Origin of the sequence: Enterobacter sp. Lyrl_3, assembly GCF_051948675.1 — a bacterium.
GTDB lineage: Bacteria > Pseudomonadota > Gammaproteobacteria > Enterobacterales > Enterobacteriaceae > Enterobacter > Enterobacter cloacae.
The window spans coordinates 1-17,258 of the sequence record NZ_JAYJLI010000009.1 but is presented as its reverse complement, the minus strand read 5'-3'; the positions used below and the strand labels follow the sequence as shown (position 1 = coordinate 17,258).

Annotated in this window: 22 protein-coding genes and 2 pseudogenes; 3 read left to right on the top strand and 21 right to left on the bottom strand. The window is 51.3% G+C overall.

Annotated features, from left to right (window positions below; all coding sequences use genetic code 11):
• Nucleotides 1–7: 7 nt before the first annotated feature.
• The 21 genes and pseudogenes from VF709_RS16300 to VF709_RS16200 form a co-directional block, all read right to left on the bottom strand.
• A complete protein-coding gene (locus VF709_RS16300; protein WP_440231938.1) occupies nucleotides 8–424 on the bottom strand; it encodes a hypothetical protein in 417 nt (138 codons plus the stop codon).
• The gene (locus tag VF709_RS16295) at nucleotides 421–2,493 is read right to left on the bottom strand and encodes a DNA cytosine methyltransferase (protein WP_440231936.1); all 2,073 of its coding nucleotides are present in this window, start codon (nucleotides 2,491–2,493) and stop codon (nucleotides 421–423) included. The genes VF709_RS16300 and VF709_RS16295 overlap by 4 nt, the downstream gene beginning before the upstream one ends.
• Nucleotides 2,490–2,747 (bottom strand): annotated as a pseudogene (locus tag VF709_RS16290) (hypothetical protein). Before VF709_RS16290 ends, VF709_RS16295 begins: the two are co-directional and overlap by 4 nt.
• Nucleotides 2,747–2,938 carry a DUF1187 family protein gene (locus VF709_RS16285; protein WP_281853065.1) on the bottom strand — a complete coding sequence of 64 codons (192 nt, stop codon included), beginning with the start codon at nucleotides 2,936–2,938 and terminating at the stop codon, nucleotides 2,747–2,749. The pseudogene VF709_RS16290 and the gene VF709_RS16285 overlap by 1 nt, the downstream one beginning before the upstream one ends.
• A gap of 33 nt (nucleotides 2,939–2,971) precedes the next feature.
• Nucleotides 2,972–3,421, bottom strand: a complete 450-nt coding sequence (locus VF709_RS16280) for a hypothetical protein (protein ID WP_440231934.1) — start codon at nucleotides 3,419–3,421, stop codon at nucleotides 2,972–2,974.
• Nucleotides 3,418–4,158: a hypothetical protein gene (locus VF709_RS16275; RefSeq protein WP_440231932.1), complete on the bottom strand. Its 741-nt coding sequence runs from the start codon at nucleotides 4,156–4,158 to the stop codon at nucleotides 3,418–3,420. Before VF709_RS16275 ends, VF709_RS16280 begins: the two co-directional genes overlap by 4 nt.
• Nucleotides 4,155–4,592, bottom strand: a complete 438-nt coding sequence (locus VF709_RS16270; RefSeq protein ID WP_440231930.1) for a hypothetical protein — start codon at nucleotides 4,590–4,592, stop codon at nucleotides 4,155–4,157. Before VF709_RS16270 ends, VF709_RS16275 begins: the two co-directional genes overlap by 4 nt.
• Nucleotides 4,589–4,972, bottom strand: a complete 384-nt coding sequence (locus VF709_RS16265; RefSeq protein ID WP_440231929.1) for a phage protein NinX family protein — start codon at nucleotides 4,970–4,972, stop codon at nucleotides 4,589–4,591. Before VF709_RS16265 ends, VF709_RS16270 begins: the two co-directional genes overlap by 4 nt.
• On the bottom strand, nucleotides 4,960–5,301 hold the full coding sequence (locus tag VF709_RS16260; RefSeq protein ID WP_440231927.1) for a DUF977 family protein: 342 nt from the start codon (nucleotides 5,299–5,301) through the stop codon (nucleotides 4,960–4,962). Before VF709_RS16260 ends, VF709_RS16265 begins: the two co-directional genes overlap by 13 nt.
• A 36-nt stretch (nucleotides 5,302–5,337) precedes the next feature.
• Entirely contained in the window at nucleotides 5,338–6,393 is a 1,056-nt protein-coding gene (locus VF709_RS16255) for a hypothetical protein (protein WP_440231926.1), read from the bottom strand.
• Nucleotides 6,390–9,326 (bottom strand): RecE family exodeoxyribonuclease, encoded by a 2,937-nt coding sequence (locus VF709_RS16250; protein ID WP_440231924.1) that lies wholly within the window; start codon nucleotides 9,324–9,326, stop codon nucleotides 6,390–6,392. The genes VF709_RS16255 and VF709_RS16250 overlap by 4 nt, the downstream gene beginning before the upstream one ends.
• Nucleotides 9,327–9,461: 135 nt before the next feature.
• On the bottom strand, nucleotides 9,462–9,785 hold the full coding sequence (locus VF709_RS16245; RefSeq protein WP_440231922.1) for a hypothetical protein: 324 nt from the start codon (nucleotides 9,783–9,785) through the stop codon (nucleotides 9,462–9,464).
• 186 nt (nucleotides 9,786–9,971) lie between these two features.
• Nucleotides 9,972–10,136 carry a YdaE family protein gene (locus VF709_RS16240; protein ID WP_440231921.1) on the bottom strand — a complete coding sequence of 55 codons (165 nt, stop codon included), beginning with the start codon at nucleotides 10,134–10,136 and terminating at the stop codon, nucleotides 9,972–9,974.
• A gap of 306 nt (nucleotides 10,137–10,442) precedes the next feature.
• On the bottom strand, nucleotides 10,443–11,282 hold the full coding sequence (locus VF709_RS16235) for a hypothetical protein (RefSeq protein WP_440231919.1): 840 nt from the start codon (nucleotides 11,280–11,282) through the stop codon (nucleotides 10,443–10,445).
• 40 nt (nucleotides 11,283–11,322) lie between these two features.
• Entirely contained in the window at nucleotides 11,323–11,601 is a 279-nt protein-coding gene (locus VF709_RS16230) for a hypothetical protein (RefSeq protein WP_440231918.1), read from the bottom strand.
• 92 nt (nucleotides 11,602–11,693) lie between these two features.
• A complete protein-coding gene (locus VF709_RS16225; protein ID WP_440231916.1) occupies nucleotides 11,694–11,927 on the bottom strand; it encodes a hypothetical protein in 234 nt (77 codons plus the stop codon).
• 59 nt (nucleotides 11,928–11,986) lie between these two features.
• Complete coding sequence (locus VF709_RS16220; protein WP_440231915.1) at nucleotides 11,987–12,631, bottom strand: antitermination protein Q; 645 nt, start codon at nucleotides 12,629–12,631, stop codon at nucleotides 11,987–11,989.
• A gap of 1 nt (nucleotide 12,632) precedes the next feature.
• Nucleotides 12,633–14,267: a DUF4942 domain-containing protein gene (locus VF709_RS16215; protein WP_440231914.1), complete on the bottom strand. Its 1,635-nt coding sequence runs from the start codon at nucleotides 14,265–14,267 to the stop codon at nucleotides 12,633–12,635.
• A 60-nt stretch (nucleotides 14,268–14,327) separates the two neighbouring features.
• A pseudogene (locus VF709_RS16210) lies at nucleotides 14,328–14,988 on the bottom strand (DnaT-like ssDNA-binding domain-containing protein); the annotation flags it as partial.
• A 54-nt stretch (nucleotides 14,989–15,042) separates the two neighbouring features.
• Complete coding sequence (locus VF709_RS16205; RefSeq protein WP_440231913.1) at nucleotides 15,043–15,531, bottom strand: hypothetical protein; 489 nt, start codon at nucleotides 15,529–15,531, stop codon at nucleotides 15,043–15,045.
• Nucleotides 15,528–15,791, bottom strand: a complete 264-nt coding sequence (locus VF709_RS16200) for a transcriptional regulator (RefSeq protein ID WP_440231911.1) — start codon at nucleotides 15,789–15,791, stop codon at nucleotides 15,528–15,530. The genes VF709_RS16205 and VF709_RS16200 overlap by 4 nt, the downstream gene beginning before the upstream one ends.
• Before the next feature lie 96 nt (nucleotides 15,792–15,887).
• Here VF709_RS16200 and VF709_RS16195 point away from each other — a divergent pair, with 96 nt between their 5' ends.
• From VF709_RS16195 to VF709_RS16185, 3 genes are all read left to right on the top strand, one after another.
• Nucleotides 15,888–16,238: a hypothetical protein gene (locus VF709_RS16195; RefSeq protein WP_440231910.1), complete on the top strand. Its 351-nt coding sequence runs from the start codon at nucleotides 15,888–15,890 to the stop codon at nucleotides 16,236–16,238.
• Between the two features lie 115 nt (nucleotides 16,239–16,353).
• Entirely contained in the window at nucleotides 16,354–16,656 is a 303-nt protein-coding gene (locus VF709_RS16190; RefSeq protein ID WP_440231907.1) for a hypothetical protein, read from the top strand.
• 278 nt (nucleotides 16,657–16,934) lie between these two features.
• The gene (locus VF709_RS16185; RefSeq protein WP_440231906.1) at nucleotides 16,935–17,162 is read left to right on the top strand and encodes a hypothetical protein; all 228 of its coding nucleotides are present in this window, start codon (nucleotides 16,935–16,937) and stop codon (nucleotides 17,160–17,162) included.
• Nucleotides 17,163–17,258 lie beyond the last annotated feature (96 nt).

Below are 17,258 nucleotides of genomic sequence, written 5' to 3'. Positions count from 1 at the left end.
ATCAAGCTCAGAAATCAAAGGTTTGCTTTCCACCTCCCTCAATCACTTTCACACTTTTCGTGTATTCGTTTGAAAATCCCGCCCAATGAGCCGCGCGGATCCGCGCAGCTTCCTCTTTTGTCAGGCAGGGTTCCGGTAGGGCGCTGTCCTTTCGGTGCTCTGCGACCCGTATGGGTTGCCTGATATCGTGCAGTTTCTGGCAGATAGGGCACAGGTCCTTTGTGTCCATTCCCCGCGCCTTACCCTCAAAAAACAGATTGCCGTGCCACGTCGCGCAGCTGCGGCACATAGGTGCGTCACAGGTGAACATTCCCCTGCATTTTTGCATCATCTCGTTTTCGTCCTCATCAGCATCCCAGCCGATCAAACCGTCACAGAGCAGGGTGGCCGGTTCGCCGCAGAACATGCAGGTGTCTTTTTTCATGCCGCCTGGTCCTGACGTTCAACGCACATTTCCGGCAGGTTCGCACGTACAAGGGCTTCGGCGAACTGAGGCGGTACCGCGTTTCCGCAGCGGGCCACCTGCTTGTCTTTCGGGTAGCGGTTGCCGAGGTAGTCCCGGTCGATGATGTACCATTTCGGGAAACCCTGGCACAGGTACAGCTCATGTGGCTGCAGCATGCGCATCCCGATATCGACGATCCGGTAAATCACACCGTCCACATCCACAAATTCGGATGCTTCATCACCCAGGTATTCGCGCAGGAAATCGCGTACATTAGCGGCGTGCGGGTAATCAGCATCATCCGCAGCCAGCATGGTTTCGATGTTGCCCAGGTGCAGACCGCCAGCCGTTACTGTTGGCGCAGGCTCATCAGTGCGCTGCCCGTCGCGGCAGGTGCCGCGCAGTTTGACCAGATGCGAGGTCACAAGCGCGTGGTGATTCCCGGTTGTAACTGTATGCGATGGATCGTTAAGTGGGCCGCCTGAATGCCCTGTGTTGTTGACCATCAGCTGCGCGGTTATTAATGCGTGATGATCGACAGTCGTTACAGAGTGTGCTGGTTCATTCAGCCCAATACCTGCCCCCTGGTAATTACCGCCGTAATGCTTGATCAAGTGCGCCGCGACAACCGCGTGCTTTCCTCCGCCGGCCACGACGGTACCGAGAGGTTTCCCGAGACCCGGCACGCGCGGTGCTTGCCCGGGGCGCTCCCCATAACCGACCTGTATGAGCGTTGCAGCGGTGATCTGGCTTTTTCCGCCGCCTCCGGCAGTGATTGTGCCAATCGGAGAATCGGCGCGGTGCCCGGTGCTGTTACCGAATTGCCGGGTGATCACTGGCGCTACTACGCAGGCCCGCGATTGCTTAAGGATTGTATGGGATGGTTTTGTCATTGGCCGCGGCTTCGCCTGATATTCGCTTCCACCGTTCCCGGCAATCAATGGGGTCATGACTGCAGTAGCAATGCCGAGCGCGTGCCCGTTCCCGCCGGGGCGAACGGATGTTCCAGCCGTGATGGTGGGAGCTGGTGCCGTAACGGGCTGCCCGGTAGCTCCGGTGCGGAACTTTGTCAGATGCGGGACGACGACGGCGTAGCCGTGCTTTTTCGTGATGGTCTGCAGTGGATCCTGAATATCCTGTCCGCGAAACACGTCATAGCCTGCGCCCGTGTGGTTGCATTTAACGATGAACGGTTTTTTGGTGCCTTTGACGTAGCGCTGGATGCCGCGGGCAATTCGACGCATGGTGTTAACCGCCAGCGGTTTTTTTCTGCCAAAAATTGACGGGCAGGGGATCGACCAGTCGATGCACTCTGCTGCTGAGCGCCAAGGTTTCAGTATGCCAGATTTGACCGCTGCCGTTGCCGGGTCGCCGTGAGTTATCTTCGGCCAGGCGATCGGACGCCCGTCGCAGCGCATGACCATGAAGAACCGTTTACGGATGGTGGGAGTGCCATAGTCACAGGCACGCAGCTCTCGATACTCGACTGCATAACCCAGACCGTTGACGAGCTGCTGCGCCTGCTCGCTATCCGTGGAAATTTTCAGAAATTCACAGCACTCCGCAAGCGCCGGGTGATCAGCTGCAATACCAGTTGTCAGCATGCCGACGAACGCCTGGAATGTTTCGCCAACTCGTTCTGGATCCGGGCGCATCTCGGCTGCCAGCAGCGGGCCCCACGTCTGGAATTCTGAAACGTTCTCCAGCATGCCAACCCGCGGGCGGACGTCCAACGCCCAGCGCAGCACAATCCAGGCGAGGCCGCGTATCTCTTTCTCGACGGGCTTCGCTCCCTTTGCCTTTGAAAAATGGCGGCAATCGGGTGAGAACCAGGCGAGACCAACTTTGCGCCCGGCTATCGCCACCCTGGGCTTAACGTCAAACACCGATTCGCAGTAGTGAAGGGTGTTGGGGTGGTTTGTCGTATGCATCGCTACGGCATTCAGGTCGTGATTGATGGCGATATCCACGCTGCGGCCAATCGCCATTTCGATCCCGGTGCTGGCACCGCCGGCACCGGCAAAGTTATCAACGATAATTTCGTTCACGCGTATTTCTCCATGGCTTCGCGCAGTGAACGCGCGGCGGTGAGGATAGAGGGGGCTGGAACCTTTTCCAGCCACATGCGGTTGATGTGATGCTTCAGGCGACGCTGGTGGTGCGCGGGTAGAGGATCAACGTCGCCGCATTGGGAAAAGACAACCTCTACCTCGGCGGGTCATACGGTTTCAGGCACGTCCGGCAGCAGCATAGATTCCAGCTCAACAATGCGCTGAATGGCGTAATTCAATGATGCATCCATTAGGCACCAGCCCTAACGCACTTGAAATTTTTCAGCGTCACTTTTGCTTCATGCGAGACGCCGGCCTCTTTGCTGACCGAGAGGAATTTTTCGCACTCGTCTTTTGTCATTTTTTTCTCAGAAAACCGAGTCCAGTTAGTTGGACAGTTCCCCGGTTTGATCACGGTGGCGGTAATTTTGTATTTGGTCATGTCTCTGTACGCCCCTGACGGGGCGTCTCCATCTTATTTGGTCAGACTAAATTCAGAAGGGAAATCAGGGGTGACGACGGGCTGCCACGCAAGAATTTTGAAACGGCCTGCAAAATCGCCGCGAGGGAAATACCCGTCATCCTCTTGAATGCAATAGCGGTACCGGCCTTCATCGCCGCCGATAAAGTCAATCCACCCGGTAAAGTTTGCGTGCTCGCCGTCTTCGTTAGTCCACCAGTCCAGCGCGCCAGGCGCTTCTGCTGGCAGTTCTCCTTCCTCTTCGAACACCTCAAGTTCGGCATCCGTAAGTTCTGCGTTGAGCCAGGACAATTTGATGACCGTCTCCTGAGGGAAGTTAAATTTTTCTTCCCAACTACGCCTCCCCATGCGTTCTTCAAAGGAGACTGCAACCCAGCATTCGAAACACTCGCCACGTTCGATAGTTGGTAATTCTGCTACTGATTTCCAATCTTGGTTTTTCATGATTTTTCCTCGATACGTTTAAATTCGATAACCCAGACCCATGGGTTTGCTTGCCAACTGCCCGGCCCGGTATCTTCTTCTTGCTCGAAGGATTTACCGCGTACCGATTTCCATAAAGATTCGAAAGACTCCCGCGGGCTGTGCACGCAAAAAGTACCGTCGCCGCTGAGTCGATAATCGCGCCAGAACTGGTGGTCGTCGTCACGGTCTTTTGGAACAGGAATGATTCCTTCAGCGATACAATCGGCATCGCTAATGCTGTTCAGCCGTTCAACCCGGACCCCTGTGATTTCCAGTACAATACGGCTTGCCCAGCGCGGCATATGGATTGATGGTGTCCAGGTGCCTTCGAAATCGAACCCGTCTGGAGATGTCCAAATCCCGTAATTACGCGGTTTCTGTATTGCGCTGGCCCGGTAAATGCGCTGAGCGTCCTCTCTGCTGCAAAGATTGCCTTCTGCATCCACAGGATGTCCGTCTTCATTCCCGATACAGGAGAAGGTTTCTCGCACCCATATGCGATCACCGGGTTTACCGTGCGGGCAGGCAACATGCGCAAAATTTTTGTTTGTCTCTCGGTCTGTCGAGCCTGAACCATAAACCCAGCCTTTCCATGAAAAACCTGAACCTGCAGTTAATTCCGGTTGTGGATTAACAGGCCGCCGAGTCTGAGTCTTCCGCCCGTCGAGAATGGCGCGGACCATCTCGCCGTTGAATATCATGCCGCGCTCTTTCATTTGGTTGCCTCACGGAGTGCGGTTTGTCGGTCGAGACGCTCAATATCAGCCAGAATCAGGGCACCGGCTTTCACCAAATCACGACGAAGGTAAGTTGGTTTCCAGTATGTGGCAGGCCATGGCCATAATTCTGGAACGAGGCCAGGGGAACCTTCAGCAACGATGTAACATGCAGCAGCCTCTCTCAGCTCTCCATCGGTGTAGCGGTCGTCCTGTTCGTGTGTATAGCCCTCTGATGTGACCTGACGGCGGCGTTCGGCAAGGACATCCGACACGGCTAACGAGAACCCTCTGGTCTCCAGTTCTAAAAGTTGTTTCTGGGAATCCGCCAAAGCTTGCAGCACGGTCTGAACTGCAGGGCCGTAGCCCCAATTCTTCCCCCCTGGGCCAGATAAAGCCTCCAGAAGATCTTTTTTTGCCTGTTCAATATTCACTTTGCATCTCCTTTGCTTTTCAACAGCTCAAGCGGAATGTCGATCTCGCCGCCAAGTGATGAAGCGATTGCTCGACATATAGCTGTTCTTGGGTCGTCAGCAATGCATCCCAGACGTTTCCCGGCAAACTCTCTTTCGTTCACTCCTACCCAATGAAGGGCTTCACCAGTAAAGTGATCCATCTGGCGATAACAGCTAATAGAGTGGGTTTCCATCAGTGCACCACAGAGTTTCCAGCTCGAAGTGGGGCGGAATCCATCACCTGAGGCACGGATAATAGAAAATGCCTCGCCGTATTTTTTGCCATTCACCGCCCGGTCTACGGCGTAGTCCAGGGCGATTCCGGTTAACTCAGAGATTTTCAGTTTCACTTTTGACATAACATTGCTCCGTGAATATTGATAACGCGGGAATAGACACCGCTGTTACTCAGCGGAGGTAAACCAGACAGGGGGGATTTTGGGGAATAACTGAAGCGCTCCAAATCGAAGTCGATGGTTGCTCGCTGATCCCGAAACAAGCCAAGTTTGCCGTAGCGAACGACTTCGCCCGTGCTCACAGCTGCACGGAAATATTTCTCGGTGGTTGTACGATGCAGTCCGAGAATTGCTGAAGCATCCCTCACGGTCAGACGACCAGATTGACGAGTGAGGCGAATGATTGTTTTGATACATGCTGATTTTTGCGCTGGTGATAATGCTCTTGCCATCGTTTAAATCAGGCGGTCGGTGACCGCCAGCCTCCGTTATGCGCCGATGTATTCAGGTTTCATGTCGTTTAGCCGGATGCTGTACGTTTCGTGCAGTTCGCCGAGATGGACTTTTGCAGCGTTGAGTGCGTATTCCAGTGCTGAGAGCTGAGCGGCGGCTTCCGGTTCCCCCGGTTTCGGGAGGTCTTTAAACATCTTCTCGATGCGGGTTACAGCATTCTGACGGAATTTACTGACCGGCTTTTCTTCCACCGCTTCCTGTGTCGGGGTGTTATCTTCCGGGCCAGCGGAAGTCGTAGAAACGGGAGCAGGTGCAGGAGTCGAGCCATCAGCTTCGAACCAGTCTTCTGCGGCGGACATACCATCGCGCATGCTCTGATAAATCTTGCGTAATTGCAGGAACTGCGCTGGTCTGATTGACTCCATGCGTCGCTGGATCCGCTTTTCGATTTGCCCCTGCGTGACGCCGAACTCGCTCAGAAATGTGCTCAGTAATTTTTTGATATTTTCTGCTGAAACATCGACAGTTGAGCTTTGCGTTATCTCACACTGACGGACGGCGGCCTCCGTCACATCGCCGGGAATTACCCCCAGAATACAGGCTCGCAGACGACGAGCCCCCTGGTTAGCCACAACTTCATAAACGTCGCGAGCTTCGGTGAGTGCCTTTTTCCCTTTCTTCGTATCCCGAACGTGGGGAACAGCGAAGGTTTTTACCTGTCTGGTATTGGTCTCGACATCCCAGGCGAATGCTTCAACAACAGATACGCCGTTGCGCTGTTCCAGTTCGCGAATACCGAACTGAATGTTGCCCCAGTTCTGTGCTATTGCCTCAGCCAGACGAATGCTTGGGCCCGTAACCTCAGCACCGCCGCGGCTATAACTGTACAGGGCGGAATCAGCGAGGGTCTGGCGGGTGCACGCCTGGATGATCCTGTCCATTGCTGCAATCGGGTCGCGTGGGAAGCGCTTGGCGATAACCAGTGATGCCTGCACCTCCTGAATAGCACGCTCCTGTTCAACGGCGAGAGCCCCGCCAGGTTTGCCCTGGCTCTCACGGTTGCCAAATGGGTTAGTTACCTGTGTGTTCATGCCCAATCCTCCAGCTTCATCTCATTTAATGCATCAAGGCGACTAATGTCATAGTCGTTAAGTTCATCGACGTATTTACCGACGATTGGCGCAGGCCATTTCCCGCTAAAGGTTGCCTCATTGATCAGGTGTAAAAACCTGCGGTATTCCTTGCGGCCAAGCTCCAGCATTTCGACGGAGGCATAGACAACTGCAACCCAGTGATAGCCGGGGTCTTTGTTGACGAAAATCCAGGCGAAGGCGTTCAGCTTTGCAACATCGCAGTACATTGCGGCGCTGATATGGTAACCACGCTCAATAATCTCCCGGTGCAGACGGGCTTTCAGTCTGTCCTGTGGCACATAACCCAGGTTGAGTGTTTTCAAGTCGGCGCAGATACTGTCGAGGTATGCCGGAAGGCGGATCTCAATATCGGGGCGAACCCGGATCTCAAGCCCGGTATCTTCGTCAAAGCCGAAATAACTGACCTCAGATTTGCGTTCCGGATGGTTGAGCAGCCAACTGGCATCTGGATCCGCCTGAAGCGCATCATTAATATTTTTTGCCATCTGGTACATGTCCTGGCTGATGACTGTTCTGCCCCTGAAAGCCTCTTCCTGTTGCTTCTGCCATTCGTCAGCGGTAACAATGTCCGGGCGGATAATGCGCACTATTTCCGTCAGTTGCTCTTTGGTGCCACTGATGTTGTAAGGGATGAATTTTGCGCGTTCTGCGTCAGCAAATTCCGGAGCAACGGTGGCAATCTGATCAAGCAGTTGATCGCGGCTGCCACTGGTCTTCAGTAACGGCGGCAGGCTGGCGTTGTACTCTTTGATGCAGGCTTTCATGGCAGATGCTGTCGGTTTTGTTTCTTCTTGAATTCGCTGGTGGTCGGCAGGGAGGGACATATACAGATTTGCGATTTCATCCGCGCTGCCGCTCAGAGGGAGTGGCGGGGTCAGGCTGCCGTTGTAGTCCTCAATCCATGCCTTCAGTTCCTCAGTTGTCATCAGTGCTGGCAGGCTGGCGTTGTACTCTTTGATGATCGCAGTCATATCAACAGCGGTGGAAACCACATCTTTTGGCATTTCAGTCGGTACAGCATATTCATCAAAGAATTTTTCTGGCTCCAGCACCAGACAGTGAGCCACGCGGCCAAAAAGGAAGGCCTGACTGTCCTGGCGGGGGATGACCCTGGTGACGTGTCGGCCGTGGTAGTACATTAGGCTGATCCGCGCATCTTTTACCTGGGTAGAGCTGATGCCGTTGGCCGAGTGATACACATCGTTCGGCACGTTCTCATAGCGGCCCGGTTCGAAACGGGCAGGCCATTGCTGTTCTGGTTCGATCTGCGGCGCTTCTGGTGTGGTTTCGGCCATTTCTGGCTCGATCTGGTTAACAGATTCGCTGTTTTGGCTGGACGATGCGGCATTCTGGTTTGCATCGGACAGATTCTGGTCGGCCAGGTGTGGTGCGGCTGCTGCGAGAATTTCGGCGTTGCTGGTTACGGTAGGCGCCACGCAATCGCTGCCAGTGCTTTTGCCTGGCGGCAGTACGTCTTCGCCCGGTTGCAGCGCAGCACCAGCCTGTTCTTCATCACGGTCAGTCGTTTGTACTTGCACATCGCTGGTGGTCTCCACTTCCGTTTTTTCTACTTCATTTGAGGCGTTTTCTGTCGATTGCTCTTTAGCAGTGCCCGTCATCGGCATAGGCAAAGAAGAACGACCACAGGCAATATCAACCAGCAGTTCATCCGGATGGGCGTGATCGGTCTCGGTCATAACGCGGTTAAGGTACTCGAGGTGTTTGATGTGGTCTCTCCAGAGTCCCTGGGGCGTGGTTTTGACAGTTGCAACATTGCAGGCCCGGGAGTAGTCCATGCCGCCAGGCATATCGTCGAAAATTTTGCAGGTGGCAAGGTACTCATCGAGAACATCACCTTCATCAGACCAGTTGAGATTCATGATGGCGTTTGCTTTCGCGTCAACTTCAAGTGACGGGGAATAAATATCGAACTCAAATTGGCGAGCAAGCAGACCCAAAGCGATTTCGTAATCACGGCCGGTCTTCGTCAGTGGGGTGAGTCGGTCAGACTTAATACCGCCGCCAGCGTTCGCGCCGGATGGGGTACGGTTGATCTCACTCACACGATTTCCTTTCACCCATTCTTTAACCAGGAGGCCACGATCAAGATGTGATGTGCCAGCCCATACCTGCGTGAACTTCAACACCAGTGCAAGTTCGTGACGTTTTTCCATATCGAAAACGTCTCTGACTGCTTTGGTGTATTTCCACAAAAACGGCATGTCCAACTGCTGAATTTTTTCTACGCTGGCGGCTGACAGAAGCAGGTTCTGGACATACCCGTTATCAGTGTCCATTTCCAGTCGGGCGATTTCATGATATTCAGCCTGCGTGAGGTGGTAGCGGTGCGCTTCAGACGTAAGCTGTGACAGCAGCTGCTTGCGGAACGACATTTGAACGATCGGGTAACGTGTGTCTTCGTCGTCGCCTTCGTCGATCTTCAGGTCCGGGTTGCTTTCTGGCATGGTGCCAGCCTCATTCAGAGCCTGTTCATCGACGATCTCACCAGTGGAAGTATCCACGCCGTCAACGATAGTTGTGTCGGTACCATCCACAACCTTTTCGCCCGGGTGAGCGGGTAGGGTAACGCCGGGGATTTGCTGCCAGGTCATACCGTCATCCGCGAGCTGGTAAAAGTCACAGAAGGTGAAACTTATCTCGCCTTCCGGCGGCAGCTCGTTCACGACGGGGAAGTTTGTCACAACCGCCTTGAAATAGTTGGCCGGGTCTTTTTCCGCATCCTCGAGCGCGTTCTCTGCATCGCGCAGGGCGCGGGATTCAGTTTTCGCGGTTTCCCAGAAAACGGCATGCGGTTCGCCGCTCTGCTTTTTGGCCTTGAGGTTAATAAAATACGGTTTTGCTTCGCTCATTACTTTTTTCCTCATTCCGTGTAGAATGGAGGCGTCCATTGATCGCCTCGCGGTGGTTAGTGGTCATGTCTCTGTCGGTGGGTTTGGTCGCCCACCTCAGCATCGCCGGGATGTAAAGCCGGGAAACAGCCCGCCTTAGTGCGGGCTTTTTTCATTCGTAGCCATGAGCGCCGCCATCAGAAGAATCCCCAATGGGCCAAGACCCCCGGCGTCTTTCGAACTGACATAAACGCCTTCGTCACCGCAATGGTGTTTTGCTAAAGCCTTCGCCGCGTGCTCAATGCAGCAGTAATCACCCAGGGTTTCACCATTAAGCAGTACGATGGATTGCGGTTTATTTTCGCGGTTCGCTTCTTTGTTTTCGCAAATATAACCAGCAGGTACTTTGTCAATTGTCACTTCTGCTACAGTTGGGAAAACTGTATTAATGGTTTTCAGTTCTACGGAAATGCTACGCATAATAAACCTCGTTTTAGGTAATAGAATTCCATGCCATTGCTGGCACACATTTTTTGAAACATCGGAAAACACCAATTATTTGATGCTTTCAGATATCGCAATGAATAACAGGTCTCCGAAAGCTCGCGACCGTCAGGGTGTCGGTCTCTTCTCGCTGTTATTATTGCCCCTTTCGGGAAACTTTAATTAACCTTCGTGCGCCATTTGGTCGTGTTCGGCGCAACGACTACTGCAATATTCACGTTCTTCTTTCGCTGTATTACGGCCATTTCGATAAATGAGAACTGATTTCACAGCGTCTTCTTTCTCAATTTCTTTCTTACAACCGTGATATGCGCACTTAATTTTCATAACGTCGGGTCTCCCTTCTGAGCCAGCATGTAGCACAGGCGTCGTACTAGAGCCCAAAAGATAGGTAGCTGTAGTGCCTGTTGACTGGCAGGCTGGCGCATCCAGTCACTGTGACTATTAATATTAGGGTTCACTGGTCATGTCTCTGTTTAATTAAACGAATTTTGTCGGTGTGGTGCCGGGTGCCTCCCGGTAAATAAATCCAGTTAACAAATTTATTTGGCACTAATCCAACTGATAATGGTGATATCGCTTTTAACTGAGCCGCGTGCGCATAGCCGCATTCACCACACCATAAAATTCGCTTTATTTATTCCGTTGCCACATTGATGAGCGCTGTTCTATTTCTATATCTGTTAGAGCTTCCAGCGGTACCGAAATCGTTCCGTTGCGGCACACGAGAATAGAACGAACTCCGTCACTCTCTCCTTTATAATCGCGATGGGTATGTTTCCATATTGCTTCAAGCTTCCACTGCCTATGGGCGTTATATTCCTCTTCGGCTTCGATGATGTGGCGGGCCTGTTCCCAGGCAACTCCAATAATTTCTTCCTGCTGTTGCCGCGAACTGGAGTGGAAGAGACACCAGCGGTTATGCAACCAATTGAAACGGTGGTCTTCCTCCACTGCTTCGGCGTGCGCGTCAGAAACGATCTGCTGTAATCTTTCCAGGGCGGCGAAGTAATCACCTTCTTCGGCAATCAATTCTTTAAGACATGTTAGAACCGGAAAACCAGTTTCTTTAGCCAGGCGCTGGGGACGGTCATCACTTGCAGCACGCATATTGAAAAGACGATTCATTTCCAATGCTTCGGTATGGCGAAGTTCTACAGAAACAGTCTGCTCAATTGGAGTCATCTGGTCCCATACTTCACGGGCAGCGTCGTCAGGTGCGTAAACGTATAAGGTGTTACGGGCATCGTATTCTTCCAGGGCTTCAGCATGGGCTTCGTCAACCAGCTGCGCCAGCATGCGTTCAAGGTCAGCCAGTAACCAGGCACGGCGTTTGTACTCGTCGTATGGAAGCGGGTATGGTTCGCCAGCTTCCACCCATACCGTGTTAACGTCGCGCACCACATCATTGATACGCGTAACGCCGTGTTTGGTGCGGCTGATTGCAATTTTCAGTGTTTCGATTTTGGTCATTGAATTGGTCATTTGGTCATGTCTCTGTCGGTGGTTCTGGTTAGAAAGCGCCGGAAAAGGTCGGCAGCTTGTCGCCAAGCACATCGGTCTGATATCCGTGAAATTTCACATCAGGGTTTGCCTGCGTGTCAGCAGGGAGGAGGGCGGCATACTCTTCTGAGAGAACGCTTTCGCCGTCTTCGTTTACAGCGGTGAATTTTTTACCGTGGAGAGCTGCCTCAAGGACTGCTGCCTGGGCTGCCATGATCGCAGAGGTCTGATCAGGCTCGTTGATGATTTCTACAACTTCGGACTGCTCGTCCAGGATGATGATTTCCATTTGGTGAACCTCATAGTGAAAATTTACTATGAGGTTATCTTAGCAATTTTTACCGTTTAGTAAAGGTAAATTTAGTAGAAAAGGTAAATATATTACCTTTTGGTTGTTTTGTTGTTGGTGTCTTCACCATCTGAAAAAGGGTCATATCCCTCTTTCTCAAGTCGCAGGAGACCATTTAAAACTACTTTCCTGACCATGCGAGAGGAAATCCTTGCAGGGTTTTTGATCAACTCTGCAAATTCTTCTTCGCTGATGTTGGGGACTGCTTCCGACTGCTGCACCTTGGTATCTAAGACTTTATGGAAAAAAAATCTTAATAATTTCATAGGTAACCCCGTTAGTTGAAATTGGTAAGCATTAGCTTGAGAATGATTTTTCAGATGGGTTACCCGCTTGATTCCAGGGTTAACGGATTGAGGCTAGTTATCCAGTTGTAGCTGGCCTCTGCGTTCGATTCTTGCTGTAGGCACCAATTGAGAAGGTCGTCATAGAAGGGGTTCCAGTACCTTGAAAAAGTAGATTGTGAAACTGAGCAATGTTTTAAAATCGCGTGATGGCACCGACTGCGCGTTAGAGGTTTCAGCCCTGTTCCGTGGCAGCGGGGGCAGGGCATTTGAATTGGGCGGCCTTTCATTCGCGAACTTTTGAGATCTCGCACCTCGCCTTTTCCACCACAGCGGCACTTTGCCCCTGGGGTGTCTGCTGTTCGACAATATTCCTCCAAAGCAAGGATAGAGATAACCGAAACTGCAGCGCAAAACCCTTCTGGTTTTTTTGACGGAAAATACTTATCTGTGATCGATGCCGCGTAGCGCTGCAGTTCAGCAAGAGCACTTTCCGCGGAAAATCGGTCTTTTGTATATTTCGCATAAATTAAAGAAAGTCCTGCCCGGGAGCGTGCTTGAGTCAACCCCAAGGAGGTAACGATATCTTCGCGGTTCAGATGACTTTCGCCTGTCGAACGGGCTTGTATAGCAACGATCTGCGCTGATTTCGGATCGCCGATTGTGATGGCGTATTTCAGTCTCATATCACTTCTTCCATTGCCGTTCTGCGATCAGAATTGTTACTGATACGCTGGTTCCAGCGAACTCGCCAGAACGTGGTTCTGACCAAGTGCAGTTCCATTCATCCGGTAAAACATCTTTGTTACGCATCCCTGCAGGTAGTACGGCCACGATTTTTGAACCCGTTTTAGTCAGAGTAGCGGCTGCCTGAAGGTGGAGCAGGGCGCGGCCATCGCTAAATGGTGGGTTCATCACTATCCGGTCAAAGCATCCACCATTCGCTGCCCATTTCAAAAAATCTGCTTCGTAGACACGGAACCCCTTACTGTCCAGAATTTGGCATTTGAGGGGCGATATTTCGACACAAATTGTTTGCTCGGTGGGCATGTAATCTGCCAGTCCACCATGTCCGGCGCTAGGTTCAAGGCATGTATGCCCCGGCTCGATACATGCAAGCTTGACACAGTGTTCTGCCAGTTCCGGCGGTGTTGGATAAAACTGATGGCTTTTATCGTCAGGGACACAGCCGGAAGCAATAATTTCAGCAAGGACACGGGTCGGATCATACTCAAATTCCCACCATGACCAGTTCCCCGATGTAAAACGCGTACCGCCGATAGATGACAGGATTCGTTCAGACTCCTGCCTGACGTAACGGTCATCTGTTGAGCCATACCCTCGAAAAACGCGGTTAAATGGGTTACGGGTTTTTGGCTCAATCGGATCTTCCCATTTGTATCGCTGAATCGGACGGTATTCTCCGATTTCCAGGCTACAAAGATCCTGCAAGACCTGCACTGGGAGAACGTTGTCCATCAAAACAAAATTTTTAATTTTTTTCGTCGGTTTACTTCGGAAAGCTGGAGGTATTGCCGCCGGATAAAGACTGGCAAGAATGCAGTTGAGCCGCCATGCAATTTTAGGATGCACCTCAAAATGCGCAGTACCCTTTAGATATGCGCGAACTCGAAGTTCCCCGCCGTCAATTGGCATCCACTCACCTGGATAATCGCGAGCAGCTTTAAGGGCTTTATTGGTCAGTTCATAAGAGGGTTCCGGTCTCCCCATAAATTTCGCAATAACTTGTCGAAGATCCTGCACATAGTTGACCATGCGGTAATTCGTCATACCCCACTGATCATAAACACCTGACAGTATCATTCGCTTGTTGAAACCTTCTGGCCGGTTCGTGACGTGTTCACCTGAAAGAGCCCGAAAAATGCCATCAACACGCTCGCCAAAGAATTTCGTGCGGGAATTAAGCATGTCCACTATCGTCGCGCGTACGGTTTCTTCCTCGAATTCAGGGGTATTCATCTGGCGAATGCTGTCGTTCCACTCTTCACGGCGCTTAGCGGGCATGACGTCCAAAACATCGGTTAGCAGGAGTGCCTGTTGCCAGTAGCTGGCGTTCAGATGTGCGATGGCGCCTTCTTTTTCGAAAAGCTCGTTGACGTTGCGTAGGCTTCTGTAACGCTCGTCGCGCTGATTTCCATTCAGGAAATGGTCTACGGCTACGTGGGCATCTTTGTCGCTCAGAATCGCTGCCAGTGACTCTATTTTCTGGCGTTCAAGGTAATACCTGCCCATCAGGTTATCCACCAGGTCGTTAGGGGCAGGGGCGAAAAACTCCCCTGTACTAAACACTTCGTTGGTCATTGGTCATGTCTCATTCAGTTTCTTTATCGCCTGATGCTCTAAGCTTTTGGCGAAGGTCATTTCCCACTGAGTGTGATATTTCATCACATCCTCACACATCCAGTAGCTGCAAAACTGGCACAACTGGGCGCTGGTGAAGGGGGCGGTTATGTGGAGATTAATCCCCCATTCCAGCGCACGTTCGGACAGACCCCGGGGACGGTTGCCATTCCGGGTGCATTCGAAATCGCTTTTGTTCAGATGGAACAGAGTTATCCACAAGCTGATCGCGCGCGTTATGCTCTCTCTCTTTTATATCTTCCTCTTCCTCTTCCTCTTCCTCTGGTAACGTTTTTCGTTCTCCATTTGTAACGCTCTTTGCGTTACTTTTTGGTTTCTGTTTGCGGTGTTCAGACACTCTTCTGTTTGTAAGTGCCCGTTTTTTAGAGCTTTCACCGTTATGTCGATCAAAGTTGGGTAGGGTTAGGTAACCATTACTTTCATGCAGCCAACCGACAGTAATCAGGGCGTCAGCGAACCCACTCATGAAAGCGACGCGATCAATTGCGTTTTTTGTAACGCTATTAGCGTTACCATCAATGGTTTGTTGATCGGCCCAAACCCAAAAACGAATTGCTTTTCCCAAAACAGCGTCGGGATCAATCTTCAAAATCTCGGCCAGCCTGAAAATTTCTGGTTTATCAGGTGTAATAACCTCGACCTTTATCCAGTTAGCTGCCATATAAACCTCGTTTGTGTAACGCTAATAGCGTTACAAGTGTTGCTTAAGCTGTGGTCAGTGGTCATGTCTCTGGCGCTGTTGGCGGTATGCCAACCGTAAATCATTTATTGCGGATTCTGCTTCGTCACATTCACGTTCGAAATCAAGCAGCGGTGCACCGAGCAGAGACGCCTTTACTGCATCCGTACTCTCCTTTAGAAGGCGCGAAACTAAATATTCGATGCTATTGCCGGCAGTGAATTGCTTATGCAGGTCTGGATTGTCTTTCTCAATGGCTGCTGTGATCATCGGAATTAACGCTTCAAACTTGGCCTGCTGCTCATCCGTTTCGCATTTTCGCCAGCGCTGGAAGATGTTGATTCTGTTTTTACGTAATGCTCTGTGATCAACTGTCCCGTCGGGAAAGGTTATTTGATGCAACGCAAGATCCGGCCTCGAAGGCAGTCGGAGAAACTCTTCTGTTATCAGTATCGTCGCACGTTCTTGAGTAATTTCCTGACTCCATGCCGACAAGGCTGAGTTAGCAATAGTGCTGTTGATCATGGTTGTTCAACCTCCGACCTTTTTTGCGCGGTAAACTCAAGTTCTTCTTCAAGCCAGTAGCGTTGCCAGTCGTTTGGCAAAAGTTCGCGCCGGGTGACGAGGCCATTTGTTGCTTCCTCGATTGCCAAAGCACGCGATGGTGGGATGCGCGTATAACCTGAAGACATTTGTGATAGAAACGAGACGGTTACGCCAAGCTGAACTGCCAGCTTGGAGACTCCACCACGATCAAGAGAGGCTACATAGTGTTGTAACTGCATAAATACTCCTTTGCTTATTAGGTAATTAATTTTAGTTAGTTTTGGTTAATAAGTAAATGGATTGCCTCTTTATTTAATGCTAATTAAAATTGCTATATGGAAGAAAAAGAGATCAGAAGACGTCGTTTGAAGGAGTGGTTTGCCGACGGCAAATACCCCGACAAAGATGCAAGCTACATATCCCAGGTCATTAATGGTAAATCCATTGGTGAGAAAGCCGCTCGCAGGTTAGAACGCGACTATGGCATGCCAGATAAGTATTTGGATAAGCCATTCGATGTTCCAGAGGTTAGCGCGGTGGAGTTGACGGCCAGACAGCAGCGAGTCATCGATTTGCTGGACGCATTACCTGACGAAGAGGTTGATGAATTTATCACCAAACTTCAGGAGCGGAAGGCGTTTTATGACCGCAGGTTAAAAGATTATCTTACTAAAAATAAGCTTTGATAATTACCATTTGGTTGATATCTGAATAATTTTGGCCTAATCTTCTCCACAAGCTCGACAAGTTGTACCCAAATCAAACCCGCTTCGGCGGGTTTTCTCGTTTCTGGAGACCGTGATGAAAGTTCAGGTGATCAATAACGACGGCACAAAAGTCTGGGAATTCGATGCTGAGAAACGCAACGATTTCAGTGGCGAATGGTGGAACGACCCGGGCAATACCCGGTTGATGGTTGGAATAGTTTCCGCGCTTTATCAGGCATATTGTCAGGCGGATACGCGTCCGCCTGGCTGGGTTATGCCGTCTAATAACGATTTAGCAGGAACTCACGAGACCACTCGCGGCTTTCTGGCAATCGCGCATTCAATCGCTCGCGCAGGAGTTCAAGGCGCTCAACCTGTTCGTCATATTCCAGAGTAGACCTATCATCATAGGTGGAGCGATCAATCATTTCGTGCACTGAAGCCAGAACGGATTTCTTTGCCTCATCATCTAAAAAATCGAAAATCGCAGTGATCAGTAGCCGATCCAGTGTGTTTTCAATGTCTGCATTTACCACAAAATTACCTCTAAATTGATATGGTTACTTTCGCAACGTCACAATATCAAATGAGGGAATCTGCCGCCAGACAGGTTCTGGCTACCCATCCTGAGGCTGCGCATCTGCGCGGCTTTTTTTATTTCCGGTAAGGAATTACATGAAGAAGAAAAACAGGCGCCTGTTGATTAACGGGCTGCTGGTGGCGGCTATTGCATCAATGGCCGCCTGTTCTGCTGTGTCGTTCACCCACGTAAATGGCGCGAAAGGTCAGGGCATTACCAACGCCGAGGTGCAACCTAACAATACAGTGGTGGTGACGTATCCGAACGGCTCCGCTTGCATCGATACCAATCCCGGCGAAAGCCAGGTCTGCAAAGGAAACTGATATGCGAACGCTGATGCTTTGTCTGGCGTTGTCGTGTTTGCTCACCGGCTGCGTGTCTCAGCGATACCTCGGCGTGCAAATCAGTTCAACGGACCA

What these genes read in the sequence shown, in the direction of transcription:
- VF709_RS16300 (WP_440231938.1), bottom strand. Translation starts at nt 424, where the DNA reads ATGAAAAAAGACACCTGCATGTTCTGCGGCGAACCGGCCACCCTGCTC.
- VF709_RS16285 (WP_281853065.1), bottom strand. Translation starts at nt 2,938, where the DNA reads ATGACCAAATACAAAATTACCGCCACCGTGATCAAACCGGGGAACTGT.
- VF709_RS16280 (WP_440231934.1), bottom strand. Translation starts at nt 3,421, where the DNA reads ATGAAAAACCAAGATTGGAAATCAGTAGCAGAATTACCAACTATCGAA.
- VF709_RS16275 (WP_440231932.1), bottom strand. Translation starts at nt 4,158, where the DNA reads ATGAAAGAGCGCGGCATGATATTCAACGGCGAGATGGTCCGCGCCATT.
- VF709_RS16265 (WP_440231929.1), bottom strand. Translation starts at nt 4,972, where the DNA reads ATGTCAAAAGTGAAACTGAAAATCTCTGAGTTAACCGGAATCGCCCTG.
- VF709_RS16260 (WP_440231927.1), bottom strand. Translation starts at nt 5,301, where the DNA reads ATGGCAAGAGCATTATCACCAGCGCAAAAATCAGCATGTATCAAAACA.
- VF709_RS16255 (WP_440231926.1), bottom strand. Translation starts at nt 6,393, where the DNA reads ATGAACACACAGGTAACTAACCCATTTGGCAACCGTGAGAGCCAGGGC.
- VF709_RS16250 (WP_440231924.1), bottom strand. Translation starts at nt 9,326, where the DNA reads ATGAGCGAAGCAAAACCGTATTTTATTAACCTCAAGGCCAAAAAGCAG.
- VF709_RS16245 (WP_440231922.1), bottom strand. Translation starts at nt 9,785, where the DNA reads ATGCGTAGCATTTCCGTAGAACTGAAAACCATTAATACAGTTTTCCCA.
- VF709_RS16240 (WP_440231921.1), bottom strand. Translation starts at nt 10,136, where the DNA reads ATGAAAATTAAGTGCGCATATCACGGTTGTAAGAAAGAAATTGAGAAA.
- VF709_RS16235 (WP_440231919.1), bottom strand. Translation starts at nt 11,282, where the DNA reads ATGACCAAAATCGAAACACTGAAAATTGCAATCAGCCGCACCAAACAC.
- VF709_RS16230 (WP_440231918.1), bottom strand. Translation starts at nt 11,601, where the DNA reads ATGGAAATCATCATCCTGGACGAGCAGTCCGAAGTTGTAGAAATCATC.
- VF709_RS16225 (WP_440231916.1), bottom strand. Translation starts at nt 11,927, where the DNA reads ATGAAATTATTAAGATTTTTTTTCCATAAAGTCTTAGATACCAAGGTG.
- VF709_RS16220 (WP_440231915.1), bottom strand. Translation starts at nt 12,631, where the DNA reads ATGAGACTGAAATACGCCATCACAATCGGCGATCCGAAATCAGCGCAG.
- VF709_RS16215 (WP_440231914.1), bottom strand. Translation starts at nt 14,267, where the DNA reads ATGACCAACGAAGTGTTTAGTACAGGGGAGTTTTTCGCCCCTGCCCCT.
- VF709_RS16205 (WP_440231913.1), bottom strand. Translation starts at nt 15,531, where the DNA reads ATGATCAACAGCACTATTGCTAACTCAGCCTTGTCGGCATGGAGTCAG.
- VF709_RS16200 (WP_440231911.1), bottom strand. Translation starts at nt 15,791, where the DNA reads ATGCAGTTACAACACTATGTAGCCTCTCTTGATCGTGGTGGAGTCTCC.
- VF709_RS16195 (WP_440231910.1), top strand. Translation starts at nt 15,888, where the DNA reads ATGGAAGAAAAAGAGATCAGAAGACGTCGTTTGAAGGAGTGGTTTGCC.
- VF709_RS16190 (WP_440231907.1), top strand. Translation starts at nt 16,354, where the DNA reads ATGAAAGTTCAGGTGATCAATAACGACGGCACAAAAGTCTGGGAATTC.
- VF709_RS16185 (WP_440231906.1), top strand. Translation starts at nt 16,935, where the DNA reads ATGAAGAAGAAAAACAGGCGCCTGTTGATTAACGGGCTGCTGGTGGCG.